Origin of the sequence: Vibrio viridaestus, from assembly GCF_003856525.1 — a bacterium.
GTDB classification, from domain to species: Bacteria; Pseudomonadota; Gammaproteobacteria; order Enterobacterales; family Vibrionaceae; genus Vibrio; species Vibrio viridaestus.
On sequence record NZ_RJVQ01000003.1, the window covers coordinates 644,564 to 668,719 of the forward strand.

At 43.2% G+C, this 24,156-nt stretch carries 18 protein-coding genes; 2 read left to right on the forward strand and 16 right to left on the reverse strand.

All coding sequences use genetic code 11. The features are described from left to right. Positions 1–12 precede the first annotated feature (12 nt). The 6 genes from EES38_RS10495 to EES38_RS10520 form a co-directional block, all read right to left on the reverse strand. The gene (locus EES38_RS10495; protein ID WP_124937131.1) at positions 13–2,085 is read right to left on the reverse strand and encodes an FUSC family protein; all 2,073 of its coding nucleotides are present in this window, start codon (positions 2,083–2,085) and stop codon (positions 13–15) included. After that, positions 2,085–2,948 carry an efflux RND transporter periplasmic adaptor subunit gene (locus EES38_RS10500; RefSeq protein WP_124937132.1) on the reverse strand — a complete coding sequence of 288 codons (864 nt, stop codon included), beginning with the start codon at positions 2,946–2,948 and terminating at the stop codon, positions 2,085–2,087. Before EES38_RS10500 ends, EES38_RS10495 begins: the two co-directional genes overlap by 1 nt. 2 nt (positions 2,949–2,950) lie before the next feature. Next, a complete protein-coding gene (locus EES38_RS10505) occupies positions 2,951–3,151 on the reverse strand; it encodes a DUF1656 domain-containing protein (protein WP_124937133.1) in 201 nt (66 codons plus the stop codon). Positions 3,152–3,387: 236 nt separating this feature from the next. Continuing rightward, on the reverse strand, positions 3,388–4,881 hold the full coding sequence (locus EES38_RS10510) for a DHA2 family efflux MFS transporter permease subunit (RefSeq protein WP_124937134.1): 1,494 nt from the start codon (positions 4,879–4,881) through the stop codon (positions 3,388–3,390). 11 nt (positions 4,882–4,892) lie between these two features. After that, positions 4,893–6,068, reverse strand: coding sequence for an HlyD family secretion protein (locus EES38_RS10515; protein ID WP_124937135.1), 1,176 nt, complete (start codon positions 6,066–6,068; stop codon positions 4,893–4,895). Positions 6,069–6,079: 11 nt separating this feature from the next. Then, the gene (locus EES38_RS10520) at positions 6,080–7,531 is read right to left on the reverse strand and encodes an efflux transporter outer membrane subunit (protein ID WP_124937136.1); all 1,452 of its coding nucleotides are present in this window, start codon (positions 7,529–7,531) and stop codon (positions 6,080–6,082) included. Between the two features lie 410 nt (positions 7,532–7,941). On the opposite strand from EES38_RS10520, the gene EES38_RS10525 reads away from it, so the two are divergent. Next, on the forward strand, positions 7,942–8,856 hold the full coding sequence (locus EES38_RS10525; RefSeq protein WP_124937137.1) for a DMT family transporter: 915 nt from the start codon (positions 7,942–7,944) through the stop codon (positions 8,854–8,856). A 234-nt stretch (positions 8,857–9,090) separates the two neighbouring features. Beyond that, on the forward strand, positions 9,091–10,026 hold the full coding sequence (locus EES38_RS10530) for a helix-turn-helix domain-containing protein (protein WP_124937138.1): 936 nt from the start codon (positions 9,091–9,093) through the stop codon (positions 10,024–10,026). Between the two features lie 55 nt (positions 10,027–10,081). On the opposite strand, the gene EES38_RS10535 is transcribed toward EES38_RS10530, so the two are convergent. The 10 genes from EES38_RS10535 to EES38_RS10580 all read right to left on the reverse strand — a co-directional run bounded on the left by EES38_RS10535 (position 10,082) and on the right by EES38_RS10580 (position 24,153). Continuing rightward, on the reverse strand, positions 10,082–10,957 hold the full coding sequence (locus EES38_RS10535) for an arginase family protein (RefSeq protein ID WP_124937139.1): 876 nt from the start codon (positions 10,955–10,957) through the stop codon (positions 10,082–10,084). A 74-nt stretch (positions 10,958–11,031) separates the two neighbouring features. Beyond that, a complete protein-coding gene (locus EES38_RS10540; RefSeq protein WP_166434239.1) occupies positions 11,032–12,021 on the reverse strand; it encodes a sugar ABC transporter substrate-binding protein in 990 nt (329 codons plus the stop codon). A 27-nt stretch (positions 12,022–12,048) separates the two neighbouring features. After that, entirely contained in the window at positions 12,049–13,005 is a 957-nt protein-coding gene (locus tag EES38_RS10545) for an ABC transporter permease (protein ID WP_124937141.1), read from the reverse strand. 11 nt (positions 13,006–13,016) lie between these two features. Beyond that, positions 13,017–14,009 carry an ABC transporter permease gene (locus EES38_RS10550; RefSeq protein ID WP_124937142.1) on the reverse strand — a complete coding sequence of 331 codons (993 nt, stop codon included), beginning with the start codon at positions 14,007–14,009 and terminating at the stop codon, positions 13,017–13,019. After that, positions 14,006–15,517, reverse strand: a complete 1,512-nt coding sequence (locus EES38_RS10555; RefSeq protein ID WP_124937143.1) for a sugar ABC transporter ATP-binding protein — start codon at positions 15,515–15,517, stop codon at positions 14,006–14,008. The genes EES38_RS10550 and EES38_RS10555 overlap by 4 nt, the downstream gene beginning before the upstream one ends. A 160-nt stretch (positions 15,518–15,677) precedes the next feature. After that, complete coding sequence (locus EES38_RS10560; protein ID WP_124937144.1) at positions 15,678–16,298, reverse strand: flavin reductase family protein; 621 nt, start codon at positions 16,296–16,298, stop codon at positions 15,678–15,680. A 76-nt stretch (positions 16,299–16,374) separates the two neighbouring features. Beyond that, positions 16,375–17,256, reverse strand: coding sequence for a transglutaminase family protein (locus tag EES38_RS10565; RefSeq protein WP_124937145.1), 882 nt, complete (start codon positions 17,254–17,256; stop codon positions 16,375–16,377). After that, complete coding sequence (locus EES38_RS10570; RefSeq protein WP_124937146.1) at positions 17,253–19,826, reverse strand: circularly permuted type 2 ATP-grasp protein; 2,574 nt, start codon at positions 19,824–19,826, stop codon at positions 17,253–17,255. Before EES38_RS10570 ends, EES38_RS10565 begins: the two co-directional genes overlap by 4 nt. Positions 19,827–19,852: 26 nt before the next feature. After that, on the reverse strand, positions 19,853–23,188 hold the full coding sequence (locus EES38_RS10575) for a transglutaminase family protein (protein ID WP_124937147.1): 3,336 nt from the start codon (positions 23,186–23,188) through the stop codon (positions 19,853–19,855). Then, on the reverse strand, positions 23,185–24,153 hold the full coding sequence (locus EES38_RS10580) for an alpha-E domain-containing protein (RefSeq protein ID WP_124937148.1): 969 nt from the start codon (positions 24,151–24,153) through the stop codon (positions 23,185–23,187). The genes EES38_RS10575 and EES38_RS10580 overlap by 4 nt, the downstream gene beginning before the upstream one ends. Positions 24,154–24,156 lie beyond the last annotated feature (3 nt).

Here is a 24,156-nt window from a genome sequence, read left to right on the forward strand (position 1 = left end):
ATAGTGTCTTTGTTATAAATGAGCATCCTTTTGGTGAACAACCGACGCGGCAATTCGTTTGAATGTCAGCGTAATCCTTTCACACATACCTTTGAACATTTCGTAATTTTCTGAACTGATCCTATTTTCTTTAAGGTAGTTAAGAAACGCCTCATTCGCCTGCCCAAACTCAATACAATCCAGACCTGATGCTGACTCTGAATACGCCCGAGAAAGAGCTTTAACCCATTTATTCCAGGCTTCTTTCGCATTGGAATCCGTTTCAAGTGAACGAAACACCGAGTTTACCCGAATGAGAATATGCCCCAAATTTAGTCCCGTTAAGGCAATATCAGTCATGATTCTATCAGCAGTCGGCTTAGCTTTATCAAATGCTACGATGCGAAGTACCCGATCACCCATTCTAGCGTTAAACCAATCAACAGCGTTATTTTGGTTTGATACGCGTTTTAGATCTCGGACTGTTTCTGCAATTAAATCTTTCTGGATCGACTTAACACTTGGCGATGTAATTAATTGGAACAACCAGTAAAGCACGGTCACACCAACAGCAATACTCATGGCGTTACTGACTGTACTGTCAATCTGGAAAGAGTAGCTCATATCTGATGCAGGACGAACTAATATGGTGAATGGAATACAAAATCCCAAGCCATATGGCAAAGTTGGTCTAACGGCTAAGGCGAGGAGGCCAAGAAAGTAAGGACCAGCAAGTACCATAACCAGAATAGGAAAATCCCCTGAGCTCTGAGCTAGTAAGTTGAGTGCGTAGAAAATCGCTACAAAACTTGCCACAACAGATCCAATAACAATACGTTTAAGCACAACGCTCACGATCATTAAAGGTAATCTGGCCATCATGATGGAAAAGATGACTGGCAGAATCATCATCATAACAACGGCATTAGAACCCGTACCAATCCAAAGCCCCACGCCGACTAAAAACGACGTCGTCGTACGTACAGCGACAGAAAGGGCTATCATCGGATTTTTGTACGGCTTGAAGTTTTTAGCATTAAGCAGGATATCGCCCTGCTCATTGATCGCATTAAAGCTTTTCAATATGAGGACCAGTTCTGCTGCGACTTCCATCGCCACTTTGATTAAGCGAGTTTCAAGTGCACTCGATGCAACGTGATTATTTTTGTGCCTCAACAACGTGCGACGTAATTCCTGAGCAATATGGTAACAGTCGTCGTATGAAGATGATTCTTTGAGGCGATCAAAAGAAGACTGCATTTCACCAATCATAGTAATGATGGTTGAGGTCATCAGTTCTGGATGATTACGTTTTAGCCGACCAAATATTTGAATAACGGCCAAGAGTGACATGATTTTATTACATAGTAAGACTGCCGCTCGTGATATCCCTGGCCCTCTTGGTCCCTCATAGCTAACCGCACTCGAATCGTCTGTCAGTATCGTCAACGAGTCAAATATTGCATCAATTTTATTATGACGGCTTTCATGTGTACCGGAATCTGAAATTTCCAAAGACAGGTATTCCAGACAATCATTTATTACTTTTCTGGCATGCAGTTGAAGACCATCTTTCACTTTAACTGGCCAAAATAGCTGACTGATTACCGTTGCACACAAAGAGCCAACAATCAATTCACTGACCCTGGCTTGCGCCACATCGAAAATAGTTGCACTGCTCGCGGTAGTAGGTTGAACCATAACCAATACCACGACTAACACTGCGGTAATACCCGCCATCGCATAGGCATAAATGAAATTAGTCCGCCGGACCATAGCGGACAAGTAAGCATTCAGACCAATCCAAAGGCTTAAAAAGAAAAACGCCAACGCCGGATAAGGAATAAAGAATTCCAGAATTAAAATACCGACAATGCCGCCAATTAAGGTCCCTATTATCTGGCAAAAACCTTTTTCGATGACCAGCCCACTCTCGGGGCGAATCTGGAGAAATACCGCTGAAACCAGCGCCCAATAAGGTCTCTCCAAATTACAGTACATAGCGATATACAATGAGGCTGCCATTGCGATAACGCCTTTTATGGCGAATACAACGGCCGCTTTATCGGGCTTGAATATCGACGTTGCGAGTAATTTAGCACTCATTACTTATCATCTATTAACTTAATTGAAACCGTCATACCTGCACTTAATTGATCTTGTTGCTTGATGTCATCTAGCGTGATGTCGACAGGAATTCTTTGCGCTAACCGAACCCAGTTAAACGTCTGTTGAACTTGTGGTAACAATTGATTATTCGCATTGGTATTACTGTTTGCTATTGCTCTACCCACACTCACTACGTGACCTTCTAGAGGCTTATTACTATTCATCAACGTAACTTCTGCCTTCTGTCCTACATGTACAAGTGGAAGTTTGGTCTCTTCAAAGTAACCTGTGACATAAAATGAGTTCTTTTTAATTAATGCCAGTGTTGAAGTCCCTTGGTTAACATAGTTACCCTGGCGAAGGGTTAGATTAATAACCACACCATCTTCAGGTGCAATAACAGAGGTTCTTGTTAAGTTTAGCTTCGCTTCTTCTAACTCTGCTTTTGCCAATTCATAGTTGGCTTTTGCGATATTGGTATTGATGCGCGCCGTTTCTAAATCTTCGGTACTAATAGATTGTTTACTCGGCAGATTCTTACGGCGCTCATAGCGATGCTTTGCTAATTCCCAGGAGTACAGTTTATTTTCAACTGTGGCTTCAAGCTGGTGAATTTTTACTTCATAGCGAGTCGCATCAACTTTAAATAATTCATCGCCTTTCTGTACTTGCTGATTGTCTTTGACATTTACGTCAGTGACGAAGCCTGAAACATCAGGAGCAATAGTGATGACATGAGCATTCACACGGCCATCGCGAGTCCATGGCGAATACAGGTAGTGATCCCATACCCAGCGACCACATATAATCGCTACGATGACGATAGCGATTGTAAGTAAAATACGCATACTTTGCTTCATGCTTAAACCCCTAAAATCCGGATAATAAAAAATAAAATAAAGACAAACAGGCTTACCTCTATCCAGGCTGGTTTCCAGAACCTAGAATACAATCCGGTTTTGTACATGACTAAACGCATTAGGTAAGACAAAATCAGAGCCATCGGTATAAAAAGGACTAACGGACTGAACAGTAGTCCTCCGATAGCTATCTCTTGAAACATCGTATTAGCTCTCCTTGTGGCCATTTTTATGCAATTGTCGGCCAATGGTTCAATGTAACCTCATACTGGCTTCAGCCATACGTCATGGCCGAAACTTACGTATAAAGCAATATCATTTATTGAATGAAAGTTATGATTGTTAGTGAGTAACCTTAGCCTCTCTAACTTAATGAATATATGAAGCTATATCTCTAGCATAAACATTCTTTGTGCTTAAGTGAATATAGACTAAATAGTTAGTGACGCCCCATCGAAGACACGTTGTAGCGAGTGAAAAACAAAAATGGTGTAATAAAAATAAATATCCACATCAATATTTCAAATAAATCGATCGTCGATAACATCACCGCTTGTTGATTGATCAATTGATTCATCTGTGCAAGGGACTGTGTTCCAGTATCTGTCACCAACGGGTTATAAGGCGTGATATGCTCACCCAGAATCTCATGATGAATACTCGAATTCCTTGCCCATATCCACGACGTTAGCGAAGAGGCAAAGCTTGCCCCCAATGTACGAGCAAACGTTGATAATGAAGCCGCATCGGCCACTTCTGGACCATTTAAATCGGAGAGTAAGATCGTGGTCATGGGCATGAAAAATAAAGAAATACCAATACCCATAAACAATTGCACCAACGCAACGCTAGCGAAATCAACGTCAGAGTTAAATGTCGCCCTCCAATAACAACTAAAAGCAATAACCAAAAAAGAGAGCGCCGCCAGTTTCCTCATATCTAACTGGCTGCCAAACTTACCAAGTACAGGTGTCAGAAAGACAGGAATGAGCCCCATTGGTGCTGCGGCCAGACCTGCCCATAATGCGGTATACCCCATTTGGCTTTGTAGCCATTGTGGAATAATCAGATTGATACTAAAAAACCCAGCGTATCCTAAGGTCAAAAGTATTGTACCAATACAAAAATTACGATTGCTAAATAAGCGTAAATTCACAATCGGGTAGTCGTCGGTCAGCTCCCATATCACCATAAAAACGAGCATCACGGCTGCAAAAATACTGCCTGCGACAATCCAGCTGTTATCAAACCAGTCTAGATCATTGCCTTTATCAAGCACTACCTGAAGAACGCCTACGCCTAGTGCCAGAGCAGTAAAACCAATGATATCCAGTCTCGAATGAACAGGTTCATGAGGTTTATCTTTCAACTGATTCAAAATGACGACGATCGTAAAAATACCGATAGGAATGTTAATAAAAAATATCCATGGCCAACTGTAATCATACGTTAACCAACCACCCAAGATTGGTCCCACAATTGGACCAACGACGGCGACCATTCCTAAGAGAGAAAGTGCCATACTGCGTTTACTGCGGGGAAAGACCGATAGCAACAATACTTGGCTCATCGGAAATAACGGAGCGGCAGCGAATCCTTGCAACGTTCTAAACGTAACCAACTCGGTCATTGTCTGAGAAATACCACACAGGAACGAGGTAATGACAAACAGAGCCAGTGACCACACATACAGTCTTACATCACCGACTTTTCGACTTAACCAAGCGGTGACCGGAAGACCAATTGCATTACTCACCGTGAATGAGGTAATTACCCATGTCCCTTGGTTTAGGCTCACCCCCATATTGCCCGCAATCGTTGGTAACGACACATTCGCAATCGTACTGTCTAGCACCTGCATAAATACACCAAGCGAGATCGCAAGCGTGCAAAGGACAAGATTTGCAGGCTTAAATTGTTGCTCATCTTGCATTAATCAGCCCCTTACTCTTGACCAATGTCATTCGCTTTTAAAATCTCGGATACTAACTGATCCGCTCCGGATAATTGGTCTTCATAGACGTTTGTCGTGACTAAAGGACTCTCTGACTCTGATGCTTTTGGTAGAACGTCTCCTGACTGGCTGTCTGTTTCTACGGTCACAGTCATAGACAGTCCGATTCTCAGAGGATGTTTTTCTAACTCATCTGGTTCAATAGTGATTTTCACTGGTAAGCGCTGAACCACTTTAATCCAATTTCCAGTAGCATTCTGAGCGGGTAGTAAAGAAAATGCGCTGCCTGTACCAATACCTAAACTTTCTACACGCCCATGATAAGTGACATTGTCACCGTAAATATCAGAGACTAATGTGACTTTCTGCCCAAGGCGCATATCGGTAAGCTGCGTTTCTTTAAAGTTTGCATCGACCCATACAGAGTTGAGCGGAATAACCGCCATTAGTGGCGAACCGGGTGCCACTTTTTGCCCTAATTCAACGGATTTCTTCGCTACAAACCCATCCATTGGTGCAACGATCTTGGTCCTTACCTGATTTAAATAAGCCTGATTTAATTTTGCTATCGCTTCTTGAACTAAAGGGTGAGTTTCGACAGTTGTGTTATAAATCTTTGCCTGTTGGGCTTTCAGTTGCTGCTCTGACACAGTGAGATCTTTCTGCGCAGCTTCAACCATATCATTGGCATGACTCAATTCTTCTTGAGAAAGCCCACCCGCTGAAACCATATCTTTTCGGCGACTGTAATCTGTTTTTGCTTTGTTTAAAGCGATCTCTTTCTGTGCAACAACGGCTTTTGCCTGAATAACATTATTAAACAGCGTACGGACTTGTCGTACTGTTTGCCCAAGATTCGCTTTTGCCTGTTCCAAAGCAATATTCGCATCATTAGCATCAAGCTCGAGCAGAGTTTGACCTTTTTTTACAAATGCCCCATCGTCAGTATAAACATGCGTTACGGTACCTGAAATTTGCGGAGATACCTGTAAAATATGTCCCTGCACATAGGCATCTTCAGTTTCTTGCTTACCAGCCTTAAACATCCAGTACCAAGCTGAACAAACTACCGCAAGTGCGACAAGCACTAAAGCAAAAATAGTCAGTCCCTTTTTACGTGATTTCTGTCGTGGAGAATTCACCTTATTGTTTTGCTCCGACGTCATATTTCATTCCCTCACTTATCATTCTTATTATTCACATCTGCAGAACCAGATGAGTCTTCAAACCCACCACCCAATGAGCGAACTAACGTGACTTTTTCCAATTTTTGTTGATTTGTTAAGTTTATAAGCGCCGCTTCTGCATCAAGCAAACGTTGTTCCGACATCAAAACTTCTAATTGGCTTCCCATACCAGCATCAAATTTCTTTTCATTGATGTGATAACTTTTTTGTGCAAGTTCAACGCTACGCTGTGCATCTACTAGCTGCTGTTTAATCGATTTGAGTGTGTCAATTGAATCAACAACTTCACCTAATGCCGTCAGCAGAGTCTTATTATACTGAGCAACAGCCTGATCATAGAGAGAAGTCTTGTTGTAAAGATTCGCTTTTAATTCACCAGTAAAGATCGGTAGCGATATAGCTGGAGTGACATTCCAACTGCGGCTAACAGACCCAAATACTGCATCGCCTAATATTGATTTGAATCCTGCCATCGCACTTAAGTTGAAATTGGGATAAAACTGAGTTTTAGCCACTTTGATATCTTGAACGGCAGCTTTAACCTGCCATAAAGCTGCCGTGATATCTGGCCGGTGACTCAGTAAATTCGCAGTAAGATTATCGGGCAGCTCGACATCTTTTTGCGTTGCTAATTCTGGCCGTGAAATAGAAGCAGCAGCGTCCGTCCCCGTTCCTGTCAGGATAGATAATGCATTTTTGAGTTTCTTAACAGCCAGTGCCCGCTCCTTTTTAACACGTTCTGCCGATGCTTCCCCACTTTGAGCCGTGAACAATTTTTCTTCCGACGTTAAGCCATGAGTAAATAGCTTCTTCGATATGGTGACAATCCGCTGAGACCGTTCAAGATCGTGGTTAGCTAAATCAAGCAAAGCATAGGCGTTACTTAACTGAATATACTGAGCAACGACTTGACTTGCTAATTCTATTTTGGCTGCCTGATGTTCAACTTCTGCCGCTTTTTCGGCGTTAACCGCTGCCTGCCATTGCGCTTTTTTACCACCCCATAAATCAAACGAGTAATTAAAATCGAGTCCCAGAGAACGAGAGGTGGAATACCGATTACCCTGCATAGTGTAATCTTCAATCCGCGATAATCTTGCCCGACTGTACGACGCACTTGCATTAAGCGTGGGGTCAAGAGCACTATTTGCTTGCATAATAAATGCCTGCGCTTGATTTAGGCGCGCATCAGCCAACTGAATATTAGGGCTGTTTTCCAGCGCTTTTACGACCAACTCTGATAATTGTGAATCACCATATTGCTCCCACCATCCCATCTCTGGCCAGTTAGCTTTATAGTTACCTTCATCATTAAGATTATGACTCGCTGAGAGAACACTATTCGTCGCCATTGAACTGTGCGGTTTTATATCATCAGGCGCCGAACAACCAGACAAAATAAGGCCTGATGAAAACAATAAGTAAACAACCTTATGATGCATATATTTATGCTCCCGCAACGTGATGAAAAAGAATTTAAAACAGTGTTCAGTAGGACTTTTATTATGACGACAAAGATATATTAATCAATAATTAACTCATCAATAGTGTAATTATGATGAACGTTAATATACACAGGAAATAAAACACGTAATGATATTAATTTTATTTATAGATAATTGAGTTAGTGAATTTATATTTTGGTATAATCTCAAATGTTATTTCTTTTAGTAATATAAATCCTCCTTTAATACTCCTATATTTGCCAATAACGATTCCCGATTTCACCTACCACTAACAAAGAAGTCCGTCACACATGTCCTATTTTTACTAATCCTTGGCTCAACCTGCCAAGCTTTTTTCCCAATACTCGGACAAAGTAAAGGCTCATCCAAGGAATAAGGAAATCAACATGAACATGGGCTACATAAACGTAATAATGTGTTATTTATTGGTTGGTATCAGTTACCCAATCGCTGCAGACTCAATGAATGCCATTCCCGTATGGACATTTATAGCGATAACCTTCGCAATCGGGTTTGTGTTTCTATACATCATAGGCAGAGCAACGGGCGCACCCGCTATTTTTTCTTTAAGCATCAAAACGTGGGCTATCATCAGTTTGCAGTCTCTTTTAGGCGCCGTTTTATACACTGCTTTTCTGCTATTTGGTTTCGAATATTCGAGTGCAATTTCAGCTTCTATTTTTACCAGTATCGCTCCTGCAGTCGTATTGACTCTGTCTTATTTTATTTTGAAAGAAAAGCTGAGCTTTAAGAAAGGGATCGCTATTGGGTTAGCTATTGCTGGAGTATTGGTACTAACGATTCCAACGACCGAATCATCAGGCAGCAGCTCCATTTATGGCATTTTATTGCTGGCTCTATCTACCTTATCAACATCGGGTTGTGTTATTGCTGCAAAAAAATACGACGTACAGTTGCCAGCACTAACTATGGCGACAGGCGTATGTTTTACTGGGCTGATCTTCACCGCTCCATTAATGTTCATCCTTGAATCGAATAGCTTCGATATAACCACTCTATTTGATACTAAAAATACGTTGACGATGATCTACTACGGTATTCTTGTTTGGGCAGTACCCTACTTCTGCTTCTTTAACGGTGTAACTAAAATTCCGGCTAGCGCAACAGGTATGGCCTTTGCGGTAATTCCAGTCGCATCCACATTCTTCTCTATTCTATTCTTTAATCAGAGCTTATCGATGACTGACGGAATCGCATTACTCATGGTGACCGCATCAATCTTATTATCTGAATCCAAAGAAGTATCGTCAGATATTGCAGAGTTGGAATTAGAAAATTAAATAAACGTTTTACGCGATCCACAAAGCACCCATTTAGTGCGTTTTGTCTAAATGGGTGCAAGATCTTATAAAGATCCTTGCCCAATATTGTCCTATCTCACCTACCTCTATTATTATCCTTATTTATCAGATAATTAAAGTAACATATACTTCGATCAATTTTAGGTCATTGCCCTATTTTATGGCATTATTATTGCTTCACCTTAACTAGCAGTTTATTTAAAGGTGACCATTATGAGCAACGTATTTTCCACTGAAACACTTTCCCAGAAAGACCGATTCAACTATTGGAACGACGTGGTCACAAAGCATTACGCACCATGCCTTGGCCTCACCGATAATAGAAATAATTTTTCTGCGACAACCACTGTTCACAATCTTGGAGTCAGTGAATTAAGCAGTGTATTTTCAGATAGTATTCGCTACGACCGAAGAGCTACGGATCTCAGAGCGATTCCACGCGAGGACATTTTCGTCTCTGTTATGGTTTCTGGTGAAGGGTATTTTGAACAAAACAATCGTCAAGTCGCCCATCGTTCAGGAGATGTTTTGATTTACGATTCCGCGAAGCCTTATTCTTTCAATTACACATCAACATACAATGCTATGTTGTTGCGAATTCCTCGTCCACTTGTACAAGCTAAAGTATCTCATTTAGATCAGATTGGTGGAACCATTCTAAAAAGCAATTCCTCTTACGCTCGCTTGATTAAGTCGTTGCTCAATGACACATCGATTTTAGCATCGGATCCCGAGCTAGTCGGTGATAACCAGTTCATAGTCCCAACCTTGGATATGCTCACTACAGCGATTCAAAGATCGACAGAAGGCTCTTCTGGATTTGAGCACAGTTCTCATGGTAAGCTGCTGACAGAAATAAAAGCGTTCATTCGTCGTAACATCACCGATGAAGAATTAACGTTAGAAAGTGTTGCGTCGGACAATAATATTTCACTCAGAACGTTGAGTCGACTGTTTGCAGAGGTCGGTGAAACCCCAAGACAATGGCTTCAAACCCAGCGTTTATGTGCTGCATACGATGCTTTGATTAATCGTAAAGTTGCTAACGTAACTGAAGCAGCCTTAACGTATGGCTACAAAGATCTATCACATTTCAGCCGCTCCTTTAAGCAGCGCTATGGTTGCTCACCGAAAGATTTGATGAAATAAAAAAGGATAAGTCATCGAACTTATCCTTTTCATACAAACACAGCTTAGCTGTCACTTAATCACCAATTAATGGCAGCTCTTCTAACATTTGCTTCAGATTCAAAGAGTCCCATGGTAAGTGTTCAGCAACCCCAATACCGACAACTTTGGTATTTTCGCTGGCTACCTTAATCACTTTAAGCACTTCAGACATCGTCAACTTACCTTGAGCAATACCTTCATAGGCATCAGCAGGCACATTAGGGTTAGTAAATAATAGTGAACCAAAGTCACTGATACTAAGAACATCTAGATCTAGGTGAATCGCAAGCACTTTAATTTGCTCTTCTTCAATCCACTTTTGGATAGAGATGATATCAGATTTCACTTCTTCTGGACGACATACGCGCATGTTGCGCTCTTTGAGAAAGTTTGCTTCGAATTCACTTTCGTCATTAACACCAGCATACATGACTTTGTTGGGTTTGATTGGTGTATTTACGAATTGAGTAAGATCGCTATCGCCTTCACCCATCAATGCTCTCAGCACAGATGCATGAGAATGTTCAAACTCATTTGATGTCATGATATCAGGGTGTGCATCAACCCAAAGAATACCAAGATCGTCACCATACTTCTCTTGTAAATAAGCAAAAGGTGCAAGGTCGACTAAACAGTCTCCTCCGAGGATAACCAAGTTGTCAGGCTGGTGTTTTGCAATAATCGCTTTAGCTTGCTCAATTTGCGGAATGATCTCAGAACGACCAACAATGCCATTTTCATTTTCTAATTGTCTGTTTTCGTCGAAGGAAACATCCACTTCTTCAACCGGTCCCTTTGCCTTTGGTGCGAGCCACGCAAGCATTTGCGCACCAAAATGATAAGCATGATTATTGCCCCCCTGCCATTGAGGGATGTGCAGGCGTAAAGTTTTACTATTTTCAACAGACATAGTTTTTACCTATTTCATTTCATTTCATTGGGCCGGAAAAAACTCTTCCGGCTAATTTTTAATACTATTGGTTATTAAAGGTTTTCTATACCTTTACATTCGTTCAAGTTGTCTTTAGTGATAATTGGATTAGGCAGGTATGTATATTTAGGTTGTTTTTCGCCATTGAGAAGTTTTACAGCCGCATCAACTGCGTACTTTGCATCTGAATAGGCATCTGAAAGTACCGTCGCATATTGAATACCCGCTTTGATATTCTTATAGCCCTGAACTTCACAACCCACACCAACCAACGCTAGTTTATTAGCATCAATACCAGCACGTTCAGCAGCAACGATCACGCCCGCCATCATTAGATCTTCAACCGAGTAAACACCTTCGACCTGGTCGCCAAATCGAGTAAAAAGAGAAGATGCTGCTGTCATCGCAACGTTTTGATCCCAGTTTCCTGGTTGCTCACCTACGATCTTGATGTCTGGTGCAAGTTTGGCTAGCTCTTCTTTAAACCCCTTCATACGACCAATAGATGTAGGAGCACCCGGTGTACCTGTGATAGCAAAAATTTCACCTTTTTTGCCATAACCTTTTGCTTCAAATCCATCGACCATCGCTTTTGCTGATTCACGGCCAATTTCTTCACTATTACCACCCGTATAGATATCCCAATATTTTTCAGACTGTTTGGCTGGCATCGCATCACTAATGATAAGCGGAATACCAGCTTTCTTAATTTTACGCATCGATGGAATTAACGCATTTGCATCAACAGGCCATAAGATTATGGCATCAGGATGTTTAGCAATCGCCTGTTCAACCTGATTAGCCTGGTTAGCTGGGTCAAACGGACTGGTCGTTGTTTCGAATTTCAATCCAGCAGCTGTTGCTTCTTTTTTAAAGAAACGTAGGTAATCAGAACAGTAAGTACACTCTTCAGTCGGCTGAAGTAAAATAACTGACTTCTGGTCTGCCGCCTGCGCTGTCACGACTGATGCTGACGCGCCTAATATCGCCGACGCAGAAACCACTACTGATAATGCATTTTTTATAAATAGATTTTTTTTCATTTTAGACTTCTCCATAGTCATAAATTCTTATCCATGTACTCGTTTTGAGCGAGCAATTTTCAAATCACCCAATCCGCCGTTAATCACTACGACAGCACCTAACACACATCCGTTAACCAACAAGGTAGTTGCTGAGCTAACACCCATTAGACTCAAGCCATTATTCAAAGCAGCCAGGATAAAGACACCTACAGCCACTTGAGGAATACGTCCGACTCCACCACCCAGAGAGACACCGCCAAGAATCGCAGCAGAAGCAGCTTGTATTAGAAGCGTATCACCAAGTGTTGGAGAGCCAGTTGCCAAGCTGATCGAGATAAGAGCACCTGCTAGAGCAGCCAGTAAGCCCGACATACCGAAAGAAAATAGCAATGCGCCCGTCGTATTCGCACCACTCATAATGGCTGACTGGCGATGACTACCTGTCGCGTAAATATCACGCCCTAGTCGAGTAAAATTCAGCACCAAATAGATAGCGGCAATCGCAGCAATCGTAATCAGAATTCTCGGTGATAAAAGATAGAAGAACTGTGCATCCAACACGTCAGACGCATCAAAGTTGTAGTAAGGGACAACATTGCCATCCGCGATCCAGTATGCAAAACCGGACAAGAGAACCATCACGCCAAGTGTGCTGACTAATGACGATACTTTGAGTTTTATAATCATAAGTGCGTTAATCAGGCCAACAGCAAGGCCAAATGCGACAGCGCAGAGAACACCGACAATAGCACTGTCTCCTCCAGTTTTAGCCAGAATCAGCCCACCAACTGCAACCATGGGTGCGACCGATAAATCAAACTCGCCAACAATCATCGTCAATGCTAATCCAAGCGCAACGAGACCGACCAATGCAAAACTTTGCATTAAGGCAAATAGATTGCCACTGGTTAAAAAATAGGTGTTTACACAAGCGAAGATAACTGGAATCGCGATAAACAGTGATACGCGAATAACTTCGGATGTATTCCATTTTTGTTTCATAATACGCTTCCTTATTTACGCTTCTTCACTAATAACGCGCCTAAAATGACCGATATAATCACAACAGCCCCCTTAACCATCAATTGCACATCGAGCGAATATCCTTTAAGCAGAAGAACGTTACCGACAACTGAAAGAAAGAGCGCCCCAAAGACAGCATCGATAATCTTTCCATGACCACCATTGATCGCAATACCACCAACCAGTACCGCCGCAATCGCGCTAAAATCCAAACCCGCACCCAGCGATAAGTTACCCTGAGATGTTTGTGATGAAATAAGTATTCCGGTTAATGAAGCGGACATAGACGCAATCACATAGGCAATAGTAATCGCCATACCGGTACGCAGACCTGACAGTTTCGCAGCTTGTGGATTAATTCCGTTTAACTGAATTTCTCTCCCCAAACGCATGCGACACAAAAAGAATTCACAGGCGATTGCTACTAACGCTAGGATAATAATCTGATTTGGTACACCCGGCATGATATGACCAACACCAAGCCATGGAACTGTGACTTCACTACTAATGGTTCTGCCACCTGAATACCAAGAGCCTATCCCTGTGATAATCGATGAAGCTGCGATAGTCGTAATGATCGCATTGGTTTTTAACTTACCAACGGCTACTCCTTGAATAACACCAAATATCAAGCCGACAAATAAGGTGACTAAGGTAGCAACAGTGACACCGTATGACAGTGTACTGGCAAACACGATGGTCGAAATCGACGTTGTTGCACTGATAGACAACATAAAAAGATTACCGCTAATCGTAACTAACGCTAAGCCACAAGCGACAATACCTATAGATACAGTCGAAAACAGAACTGCACTCATATTCTGAGTAGTCGCAAACCCCTGAACAAAGAAGCAGGCAAATAGTGCCACGATTAGCGTCGCTATTCTTACAGATGTCGCTTGTATTCTTGTTGGAGATAAAAGTGCTGAACCACTAAAGCTCAATTTGGAGATCATGCTTTTCTCGCTTACTGTCCCTATCATGCTGCTTCCTTTCCTTTTCCATGGAGGATATCCTCTAAGATCTGCTCCTGAGTTGTCTCTGTTCTTATTACGCTGTTAACAAGCTCACCTTTAAATACCGTAACTATGCGGTCAGCAAAATCGAGAATTTCCTCAAGATCCGTTGAGTAAAATACAATTGATAAGCCATCATCTGCTCGACTTCTCAGGCGATCATAAATATCCGCACGGGCACCGATATCAACACCGCGAGTTGGCTCATTCAGCAGAAGAATATCGGGATTAGTTGCAACAGCTTTACCCAACACCACTTTTTGTTGGTTGCCGCCACTCAGTGTTGATACAGCTTCATGATTGCGTTTTGAGTTAACGGTAAACGATTCGGCCAACTCAATAGCTCTCTTGGTATCAGCGTCTTTTTGGATAATATCGAGGTTTGATAACTCCGCTAGCGCTCGAGAAGTAATATTGACCCCAATTGGCGCATCTAAAAAAGCACCTTTACCCGCACGGTCTTCAGGTACATAAGAAATCGCATAGCGATTTGCATCGTCAATTGTGTCGAGTGAAATAGGCTTTTTATTAAGTAGAATTGAACCAGAATCGATGGGAGCAAGTCCGGCTAAAGTTTGTAAGAAAAGATCAGCACCCGACCCTAACTGCCCAACAATCGCAACAATTTCACCTTTATGACAAGTGAAATCGAATGGTCCATAACGTCGATTAACTGAGACATTTTTACATTCTAATAATACTTCGCCATGATCACGCTGAGGTCTTACAACACCACGTTCAACTTCATGTCCTAGCATCGCTGTCACTAATTCAGGCCCTGAGACAGATGCCGTTTCTTTTGTAAAAATATGCTTACCGCCACGAAATACAGTGACACGGTCAGTGATAGCAAAAACTTCATCGAGTCGGTGACTGATAATAACGAGCGTTGTGCCACTGTCTCTCAACTTACGCATAATTGAGAACACTTTTTCAATTTCTGCGTCAGATAACGTCGCGGTTGGTTCATCGAGTAAAAGCACTTTTGCTCCACTTGCCAAGCCACGAGCGATCTCAACCAACTGACGCTCAGCAAGAGATAGAGTCTCAGCTAACTGATCTGGGGCTACGTGAGACAGACCAACATCTTCGAGTAACTGAGCCACTTTTTTACGATAACGGCTACGGATATAGAACGCGCTATTATCTTTAAGCCCTATCATGATGTTGTCTAACACACTAAGGTGAGGGAGAATTGACAGTTCTTGGTGAACGATTGTGATTAACGATGGGTCGACTCTTTGCCCTAAAGCAATATCCGTGCTGCCGATTTTGATACTGCCAGTATCGGGGGTGACATACCCACCGAGAATCTTAACCAGCGTGCTTTTACCCGCTCCATTTTCTCCGCAAAGTCCCAGGATTTCTCCTTTTTCTAGAGAAAAACTCACGTCATTCAGAGCAAACACACCGCCGTAGCGTTTTGAAATATTACGAGCATCCAGAATGATATTATCTTCCGTATATTTATTCATGCCTCAAATCCTTTGAGCATGCCAGGCAGCCAGATTTTGGATTGTGTCTACCGGCGTTTAGTATTGATTTAACAAAATACTAACGCGGTAGATCATTTTGTAGCTTGTCTAACTAAGACAAGAAATAGGAAAGGTAGGACAAAAGTAAATTTATAGAAAATTACTGTGGGCGGATAAGCTCGAATTTATCTTCGTCATTAATTCCGTAGTATGTACCAAGCCCGCCTGCGCGCATTACAGGCTGAGCCAATGTTGTTTGGTAAACGCCATCAACAAGATAGTCATGATTAATATGCACACCGATCACTTCGCCCATAACAAGCCAATTATCAATCTCTTGACTTTTAGCATTCGTTAAACGAATCAACTGCGTCAATTTACACTCAAAAGAAACTGGGCTTTCCGCAACAATCGGAGCATTGATTAATTTCGATTCTTTAGCCGTTAGCCCTGATAATTCAAACTCATCAATATCTGCTGCGACAGACTTGGAGCTCATATTCATTTGCTCTGCTAGAGTACGTGTCGTAAGATTCCAGCCAAACACACCCGTTTTCTGCACATTTTCTACGCTATCTTTCCAACCACAGCTAACAAAGCCCACTATTGGCGGAGTGTCAGAAAATGCATTAAAGAAACTATACGGAGCGAGATTATTTTTCCCTTCGGTACTGCGTGTTGAAATCCAACCTATTGGTCGCGGTGCAATGATTGCCTTGAACGGGTTATGCTTGAGTTGATGGCCTTTCGTAGGTTCGTAAAAATGGATATCAGTAGACATAGGCACCTCGAAGTAAGAATCAATAGTAACATCACCTTGCACCACTGATTCTTATAAATCAAGCGACCTGACGTGTTTAAACTCGACTCACATCAACTGATACTTTGAGGTTTTGACTATCTCCGCCATCAAATATAACGCCCTGAATCGGCGTCACATCGGCATAGTCCCTACCCCACGCAGTCACAATATGCTGTTCAGCGGGTATTAAATCATTGGTGGGATCGAATTCTACCCAACCTAGCTCAGGAACAAAGATCGCAAACCATGCATGAGATGCGTCTGCACCAACGAGTTTTTCTTGTCCGGGAGGCGGTAATGTTTCTATGTATCCACTCATATAACGAGCCGGTATCCCCACGGAGCGTAAGCAGGCTATCGCAAAGTGCGCAAAGTCCTGACATACCCCCTTTTTCTCTTTGAGTACCTGTTCAGGCGCAGTCGTCACATTCGTCGCTGTGGCATCAAATTTGAAATCGGTAAAGATATGATGCATAAAAGCTTTTGTAGCGCTCAAGACCAATGCTTGATCAGTAAAGAAACCACTGACGTATTGAGCCAATTCATCAGAGCGCCGTATCAGCTGGGAGTTAAGACAATACTCTTTTGCCAGTCTTATATCCGCCGTCGAGGCCAACACCATCTGTTCTCTTAGTTCGCCGCAAGTCAGCGGAAAGGTATCGATAATCGACTCGTACTTATGTTTTTGAATATCAAAGTAACTCGTCACATCAATCGTTAACCGCTTATGCGCTTCCTGAAGTGAAAAGTAAAAGACTGTATTGCCGAAGTAATCGTTCCCTTCCCGCTGATAGGTCGGTTGAGGGTAGACCTGAATTCTACGACTCAAACAACGCTGATTGGTTGTATCTCTGGGCAATAAATGCGTCATGTTATAACACAGGGTGACCGGAGCATTGTACTGATATTCAGTGGTATGTCTTACCCGATACTTCATATATCTAGCTTCCATTTCGACTTAATGAGCTGCTGAGGACCTGCAGTATGATCAAAGTATCTGTCGCTAACTTTATGCGTAAACTGTTCCAGCAGTTCGGTAGTAGAACGCATTAACTGATTGAGCTCCTCGCGGATATCAGAATCGTTACCACTACTGGCTAATACTTCAAGATCGGCCAGTTGCACGTCGTTCAGAGCACGAATCAATAAACGACTCTCATCGGTTAATCCACCGGGTCTGGCTACGGAACGCAGCGGCAACTCAGCTAAATACGTTTTGAGTTGATTTAACTGATAGATCAATGAACGCGGGTTAGACTCATCAACCATTAATAAATCTAGACCATTTGCGACATGTGTTCGGGTGCGGTAACGGCGACGGAAGGAAATTAACGCTTCCACGCTTAATAGTACAGACTCTAGAACCTGCTGTTGCGATACCGAAGGTAACGGCTGAGATAACGTCGATTTTAACAGCGTAGCAGTTTGAATGGCTCTTTCAGTCCTACGACCAATTTGTTGGAATGTCCAGTCCATACCACGTAACATGCTTTCGTGGTTGAGGCCCGATAAAGCCAACAATGCTGTGACCAGATTATCCAGTGATTCTTCTGGGATTGAAGGTAATCCATTCTTATAGGCCAAATCAACGTCATCAATATGATCCCGAAGTTCGTTCAGAATGATTCGGGTATCGGCAGACAACATCTCTTTAACCTGCTCGCCACAGGCTAGCATCGCAAAGAGGCTCGATTTAATTGAGCCTATCCGTTTTTCATTGGTAACAAGCTCAACTAGCTCTTTGTTAAGAAATGCAGAGTCGTTAATATCCTGATTGGTGAACCCTGGCAAGCAACCACTTTGATACGATAATGCGTCTAACAATACGCGTTTCGCATCATCTGGTAACGGATCTATCCCATTCAACTGCTTGAACACAGTGCGAAGTAAACGAATATTGATTTCAGCTCTCTCCGCATAACGCCCGAACCAAAATAGATTTTCAATAACTCGGCTTGGCAAATTAGAGCGCTGAGCTTCATCGTTACCAACGCGATCCAACAGTGACTGATGAGATGTGTCTGGTCTGTCAGAAAGTACCCAAGTATCCTTACTTAGCGTTCCAGATAACTTACAAACAATATAATCTTGTTCAGAGCCCGCCGTTCTGGTTAATCCACCCGGCATAACCTGATACTGCTCACCGTCTGCGACAGTAAACGTTCTGAGTAAGCTCGGGCGCCCCTTGAAGGAGTCATCTTGCCATATCGGGCTAAAGGCGCCTGGGATATAACTTTGAGCTACATACAACTCTGGCGATTTCTCAATTTTCGTCAGCAGTTCATTTTGCTCATCAACAGACAAACAGCCACCATAAATAGAGGTCTGATTATCAGTACGGTATATCTGCTTTATGATGAGAGTAGAGAAATTAGTCTTTACATACTCTAGTGAAGACGTGTGACCACACCACCAGGTCTGAACACTCGGAAGCATAAGTGGTTCGCCAAGCAGAAACTCACTAATCGCATCTAAGAAAGGCAATAACGCTGGCGTTTCTAATACACCAGATCCTAACGCGTTCGCTAGAACGACATTGCCCGCACGAGCGACTTCCAACAGCCCCGGAACCCCCAAGAGAGAGTCCGAATTAAGCTCTACCTGATCACATGACTGATCATCAAGACGACGCAAAATAACGTCCACCTGTGTCAGACCATAGAGTGATTTCATCCAGACTTTGCCATTTCTAACCGTTAAGTCGCCTCCTTGTACAAGGGGATAACCGAGATAGTTGGCTAAGTATGAGTGTTCAAAGTAAGTGGAACTGTAAGCACCTGGAGTTAATACAACGATAGTTGGTGTATCTGTTCTATGGCTTGCGAGTTCAGCCAAAGTAGAGCGCATCACATGAAAGAAGTGTGACAGACGACGAACCTGATTCTGTCGAAAAATACCAGGAATCACACGTGAAATAACAGTGCGATTTTCCAGAGAATAACCTGAACCAGAAGGCGATTGTGTTCTGTCACCAATAACCACCATTTGCCCATCAGGCGCACGAATCAGATCGACAGCATGAAATATCAACTGCTTACTGTGTGGCTGCATTACCCCACAACACTGACGTAAAAAGCCTGGATGGTTATAGATAATTTCCGCAGGAACAATACCTTCTTTGATTAACAGCCTTTGCCCATAGATATCTTTCAAAATGAGATCAAACAACTGCGAACGCTGAGCTATCCCCTTCTCCATAAATTGCCATAAAGACTCTTCAATAACGTTAGGAATCACATCCAGAGACCAAACACTGGGAGATAGTGGATCACTTTTCAGATCATAAGTTGCGCCATCATCACGGAGGATATGCTGTGCTCGTCTTTGGCGATCATTGATACCGTCAGTAGAAAGACTATCTAAGCTTGATAACAATTTCTGCCAATGTGCGCGTGCCTGACGAGAATCGTCATAGACTTCATCATAAGCTAATTCAGGTTTCACATACGTTGGTATGGATGGCGTCCCCTGACGGCCATCCATCGTATTTCGTGCAGGCTTTTGCATACCACTACATTACTACTAATCGTTAATTAGAGCCTAGTATAACGCTTTCGCAAGTCCAATGTATGAGGATATTCATGCGAAATTTCTTCCTCTGGAGGGCTCATTGGACAAGGTGCTGTTTCTCTTGGGAAAAACTCTCTAATAGCCTGAAATTCGGGTGGTGGTGTGAAGGTGCCTTGAGTAAATCCGTGCTCCCAAAAGCGATTAATCCGACGAGCTTCAGCTTCGTTGCTATTCACAGGCCGCGTATCGTAGTTTCGCCCACCAGGATGACTCACATGGTAGGTACATCCACCAACAGAGATACCGTTCCATGTATCAATTAAATCAAATACCAAGGGTGTGCTGACACCGATGGTTGGATGTAAAGCCGACGGCGGTGCCCAAGCACGATAGCGAACAGAAGCGACCGACTCCCCTTTTCTCCCAGTAGAACGCAATGGTACGCGTCGGCCATTACACGCAAGAACATAACGTCCTTCGGTAAGTCCAGTAAGACGTACTTGCAGTCGCTCTACCGAAGAATCGACATAACGAGCCGTCCCCGACTGAGTCACCTCTTCTCCAAGCACATGCCAAGGTTCAATCGCCCAACGCAATTCCAGTTCAACATTATCGATCTTCTGACGGCCATAATGTGGGAAACGGAATTCTTCAAAAGGTGCCAACCACTCTAATTTGAATGGCAACCCATGACGCTGTAAATCATCAACGACCTCTTTAATATCCTGCCAAACATAGTATGGCATCATAAAGCGATCATGCAGAGCCGTTCCCCAGCGAACCAACGGCTGATGATATGGCTCTTTCCAGAAACGGATAACAAGACAACGTAGCAGTAGCATTTGCACTAACGACATATGAGCATGTGGGGGCATCTCAAATCCACGAAATTCAAGTAACCCCTGTCGTCCACTGCTTGTTCCTGCTGCGTAGAGCTTATCAATACAAAATTCCGAGCGGTGTGTATTGCCTGTAATATCGACCAATAGATTTCGCATCAATCGATCGACTAACCAAGGCTCATCGACTAATCCATCAGGAAAGTTCTGGAACGCAATTTCCATCTCATATAGCGCTTCATCTCTGCCTTCATCTGGCCGAGGTGCCTGACTCGTTGGGCCAATAAACATCCCTGAAAATAAGTAAGACAAACCGGGATGATGCTGCCAAAAGGTGACCAGACTGCGCAGTAAATCGGGTTTACGTAGAAGCGGACTATCAGCTGGCGTCTTACCACCCAATGTAACGTGGTTTCCCCCACCAGTGCCAGTATGGCGCCCGTCTAGCATGAATTTCTCGGTACCTAGACGAGATAGATAGGCTTGATGATAGAGTGTTTCCGTGTTATCGACCAATTCCTTCCAGCTGCTAGCTGGGTGGATATTGACCTCGATAACACCTGGATCGGGCGTTATCAAAAACTTCTGTAACCGAGGATCTTTCGGTGGCTCATAACCCTCAATAACAACTGGCATTTCACACTGCTCGGCAACCGACTCAATATGGGCGATTAACGCAACATAGTGCTCTAAGGATGTCATTGGCGGCAAAAACAGATGCAGTCGCCCCTCTCTTGCCTCGACACACATGGCGGTTCTTATCACCGATTTAGTCTCTTTCTCAAGCGGCTTTTGTAGCTGTACTGGTTGAGATTCAGTGTTCGTAGAGATGTACTCAGTTCTAATAGCCAGAGGTTCACGTGGTGCAAAAGGATCCGCTTCGGGTATAACATCTTCCTCTTCAACGGCAGGGAGAGAGTTGAGAGGCAGACGAAATCCCATAGGGCTATCCCCAGGAACTAACGTGATGACGTCACTTCTAAGCGGCCAAATGCTACTCTCCCATTGATTGCCATTCCATTGAAGAGGAATAACATAACCAGACGGAAGGTCCAAACCTCGAGTCAGCAATTTCGCCAAGCGCCGACGTTCAAGATCATCCTTTAACGTTGCCTTTTTAGGATTCACACTGTCAGGTAACGAGCGCTCAAGCCATAGATAATAAAGGGTATCTTCAAACGCAGGTTGTAAATAACGCTCATCCAAACCTAGCGCATCACATAGCGTCTGCCCAAACTCGTAAGCGGCATTATGATCAAAACCATAATTCTTATCAACGCGTGCAAGCCATTGGTCATTTTCCCAAAGAGCCTCTCCGTCAGTTCGCCAAAAACAGCCCAATGCCCAGCGAGGTACCTCTTCTCCTGGATACCATTTTCCTTGCCCGTAATGCAGCAAGCCTTTGGTACTAAACTGCGTTTTGAGGCGTAGCAGAAGATCTTTTGCTAATCTCAGTTTGTCTGCACCAAGCGCTTCTGTATTCCATTGACCTGAATCCATATCATCAATAGAAACAAAGGTAGGCTCTCCCCCCATCGTAAGACGGACATCTTCTTTTTCCAGCATCTGGTCGACAACGTGGCCTAAGGCTTTGATGTTTTCCCATTCCGTTGCATCATATGGCTTGGTTACTCGAGGGTCTTCATGAATACGAATCACTTCATTGGTATAGCTGAACTCACATTCACACTCATCGGTAAAGCCGCTGATGGGCGCGGCAGAAATAGGTTCTGGTGTACAGGCCAGTGGTATATGCCCTTCTCCCGCAAATAGTCCACTCGTTGGATCTAAACCAACCCATCCAGCCCCCGGTAAATAGACTTCACACCACGCATGAAGGTCGGTAAAGTCCTGCTCTGGCCCAGAAGGACCGTCCAGAGCTTTAATATCAGAGGTTAACTGTACTAAATAACCTGATGCAAAGCGCGCTGCCAAACCTAACCGACGTAAAACCTGAATGAGTAACCATGCGGTATCTCGACACGACCCTTTGCGTAAAGTGAGGGTTTCCTGACATGTCTGAACGCCAGGCTCAAGACGAATACCGTAGCCAATGTCTTTTGCCAACTGGCTATTGATGGCGACAAGAAAAGAGACTATCGGTGTCTCACTCATATCAATCGATTCAATCCACTCATCGATTTCCGGGCAATCTTCAGCCGTTTTTAAATAAGGGAGCAATTCTTCATGTAGCTGCTTCGCATACTGAAAGGGATAGGTTTCCGCGTATTCTTCAATGAAAAAATCAAACGGATTGATTACTGTCATATCCGCGATCACTTCAACTGAGAATTCCAACTTTTTCATTCTCTCAGGGAAAACTAACCGCGCCTGATAATTTCCGAATGGATCTTGCTGCCAATTAACAAAGTGCTCTTCAGGAAGTACCTTTAGTGAATACCCATGAATATGAGTACGAGAATGAGGAGCCGGTCTCAACCTCAATATATGAGGAGAAACATTAATCAAACGATCAAACTCATACGTCGTTTTGTGTTGTATTGCGACACGAATTGTCATGCCAACTCTCCCTGAGTTTGTGTTTGATTCTGATCGTGTTCAAAGTGAAACCAGTTCTGCCCAATTTTCTGATTGAGCGCGATGATTGCTAACTGAACATCATTGAGATAAACACTGAATTGATGATCAAGATCTTCGGATCGTTCAATACCATGCGTATTATCCAAGAGGTCATCAATCTGACTGGCAAGTCCTTCGTAGCGCGGCAAATTGGCAGCAGCTGATTTAATTTCTTGTAGTGAATAGTATTGCGAACGAGGGAAATATGGGTCGGTTAGTAAAAACGTCACTGCCTTGGCACCGCTTATCGCACTTCGAACAGTACGTCGATAGTTGAGATACGCGCTTTGTGACTTGAGAACTTTTGACCATATCACCTGACTGAGCTTAATTCGCTCTTCTGTTTCCGACTGCAGAATCAGAGTCACAGCCGAATCGACAATCCGGGTATTCATATCGGCACGTTCAATATGGCGGCCGATGATAATGAAATTCCACGCATCATCACGACTCATTGCTCCGGTCAAAAGCCCAACGATTTTCTGACAACCTTCGATAACAGTGCTTAAAAATTCGTGGCGCTCAGAACGGTCAATGCCTTTCTGAATGTGGCGTTTCACATAGAGGTCTAACTCGTTGACTAACTCCCAAGTTTTTCCGGGGACAACATCTCTGGTGGTACGAATGTTCTCTCTCACCATTTTTAGAGACGACAACATAGAGCTAGGGTTATCCAAATCGGCAAGAAGAAACTTAACCACACTCTTCTCTTTCTTATCCTGATATAACCGACCAAATAGTGCCACACTGCCATTAATTTCAATCAGGTTATACCAAGAAATACGCACATTTCTCGGCAAGTCAAATAACAGATCATCATACACACTTAATAATCTGGCGGTATTTTCGATGCGCTCTAAATAACGTGCGCTCCAGTACAAACGTTCAGCAACTCTTGAAAGCATCTG

Coding starts and splice junctions, on each gene's coding strand:
- EES38_RS10495 (WP_124937131.1), bottom strand. CDS start 2,085: ATGAGTGCTAAATTACTCGCAACGTCGATATTCAAGCCCGATAAAGCG.
- EES38_RS10520 (WP_124937136.1), bottom strand. CDS start 7,531: ATGCATCATAAGGTTGTTTACTTATTGTTTTCATCAGGCCTTATTTTG.
- EES38_RS10510 (WP_124937134.1), bottom strand. CDS start 4,881: ATGCAAGATGAGCAACAATTTAAGCCTGCAAATCTTGTCCTTTGCACG.
- EES38_RS10535 (WP_124937139.1), bottom strand. CDS start 10,957: ATGTCTGTTGAAAATAGTAAAACTTTACGCCTGCACATCCCTCAATGG.
- EES38_RS10555 (WP_124937143.1), bottom strand. CDS start 15,517: ATGAATAAATATACGGAAGATAATATCATTCTGGATGCTCGTAATATT.
- EES38_RS10525 (WP_124937137.1), top strand. CDS start 7,942: ATGAACATGGGCTACATAAACGTAATAATGTGTTATTTATTGGTTGGT.
- EES38_RS10550 (WP_124937142.1), bottom strand. CDS start 14,009: ATGATAGGGACAGTAAGCGAGAAAAGCATGATCTCCAAATTGAGCTTT.
- EES38_RS10570 (WP_124937146.1), bottom strand. CDS start 19,826: ATGCAAAAGCCTGCACGAAATACGATGGATGGCCGTCAGGGGACGCCA.
- EES38_RS10530 (WP_124937138.1), top strand. CDS start 9,091: ATGAGCAACGTATTTTCCACTGAAACACTTTCCCAGAAAGACCGATTC.
- EES38_RS10575 (WP_124937147.1), bottom strand. CDS start 23,188: ATGACAATTCGTGTCGCAATACAACACAAAACGACGTATGAGTTTGAT.
- EES38_RS10580 (WP_124937148.1), bottom strand. CDS start 24,153: ATGCTTTCAAGAGTTGCTGAACGTTTGTACTGGAGCGCACGTTATTTA.
- EES38_RS10540 (WP_166434239.1), bottom strand. CDS start 12,021: ATGAAAAAAAATCTATTTATAAAAAATGCATTATCAGTAGTGGTTTCT.
- EES38_RS10515 (WP_124937135.1), bottom strand. CDS start 6,068: ATGACGTCGGAGCAAAACAATAAGGTGAATTCTCCACGACAGAAATCA.
- EES38_RS10545 (WP_124937141.1), bottom strand. CDS start 13,005: ATGAAACAAAAATGGAATACATCCGAAGTTATTCGCGTATCACTGTTT.
- EES38_RS10505 (WP_124937133.1), bottom strand. CDS start 3,151: ATGTTTCAAGAGATAGCTATCGGAGGACTACTGTTCAGTCCGTTAGTC.
- EES38_RS10500 (WP_124937132.1), bottom strand. CDS start 2,948: ATGAAGCAAAGTATGCGTATTTTACTTACAATCGCTATCGTCATCGTA.
- EES38_RS10560 (WP_124937144.1), bottom strand. CDS start 16,298: ATGTCTACTGATATCCATTTTTACGAACCTACGAAAGGCCATCAACTC.
- EES38_RS10565 (WP_124937145.1), bottom strand. CDS start 17,256: ATGAAGTATCGGGTAAGACATACCACTGAATATCAGTACAATGCTCCG.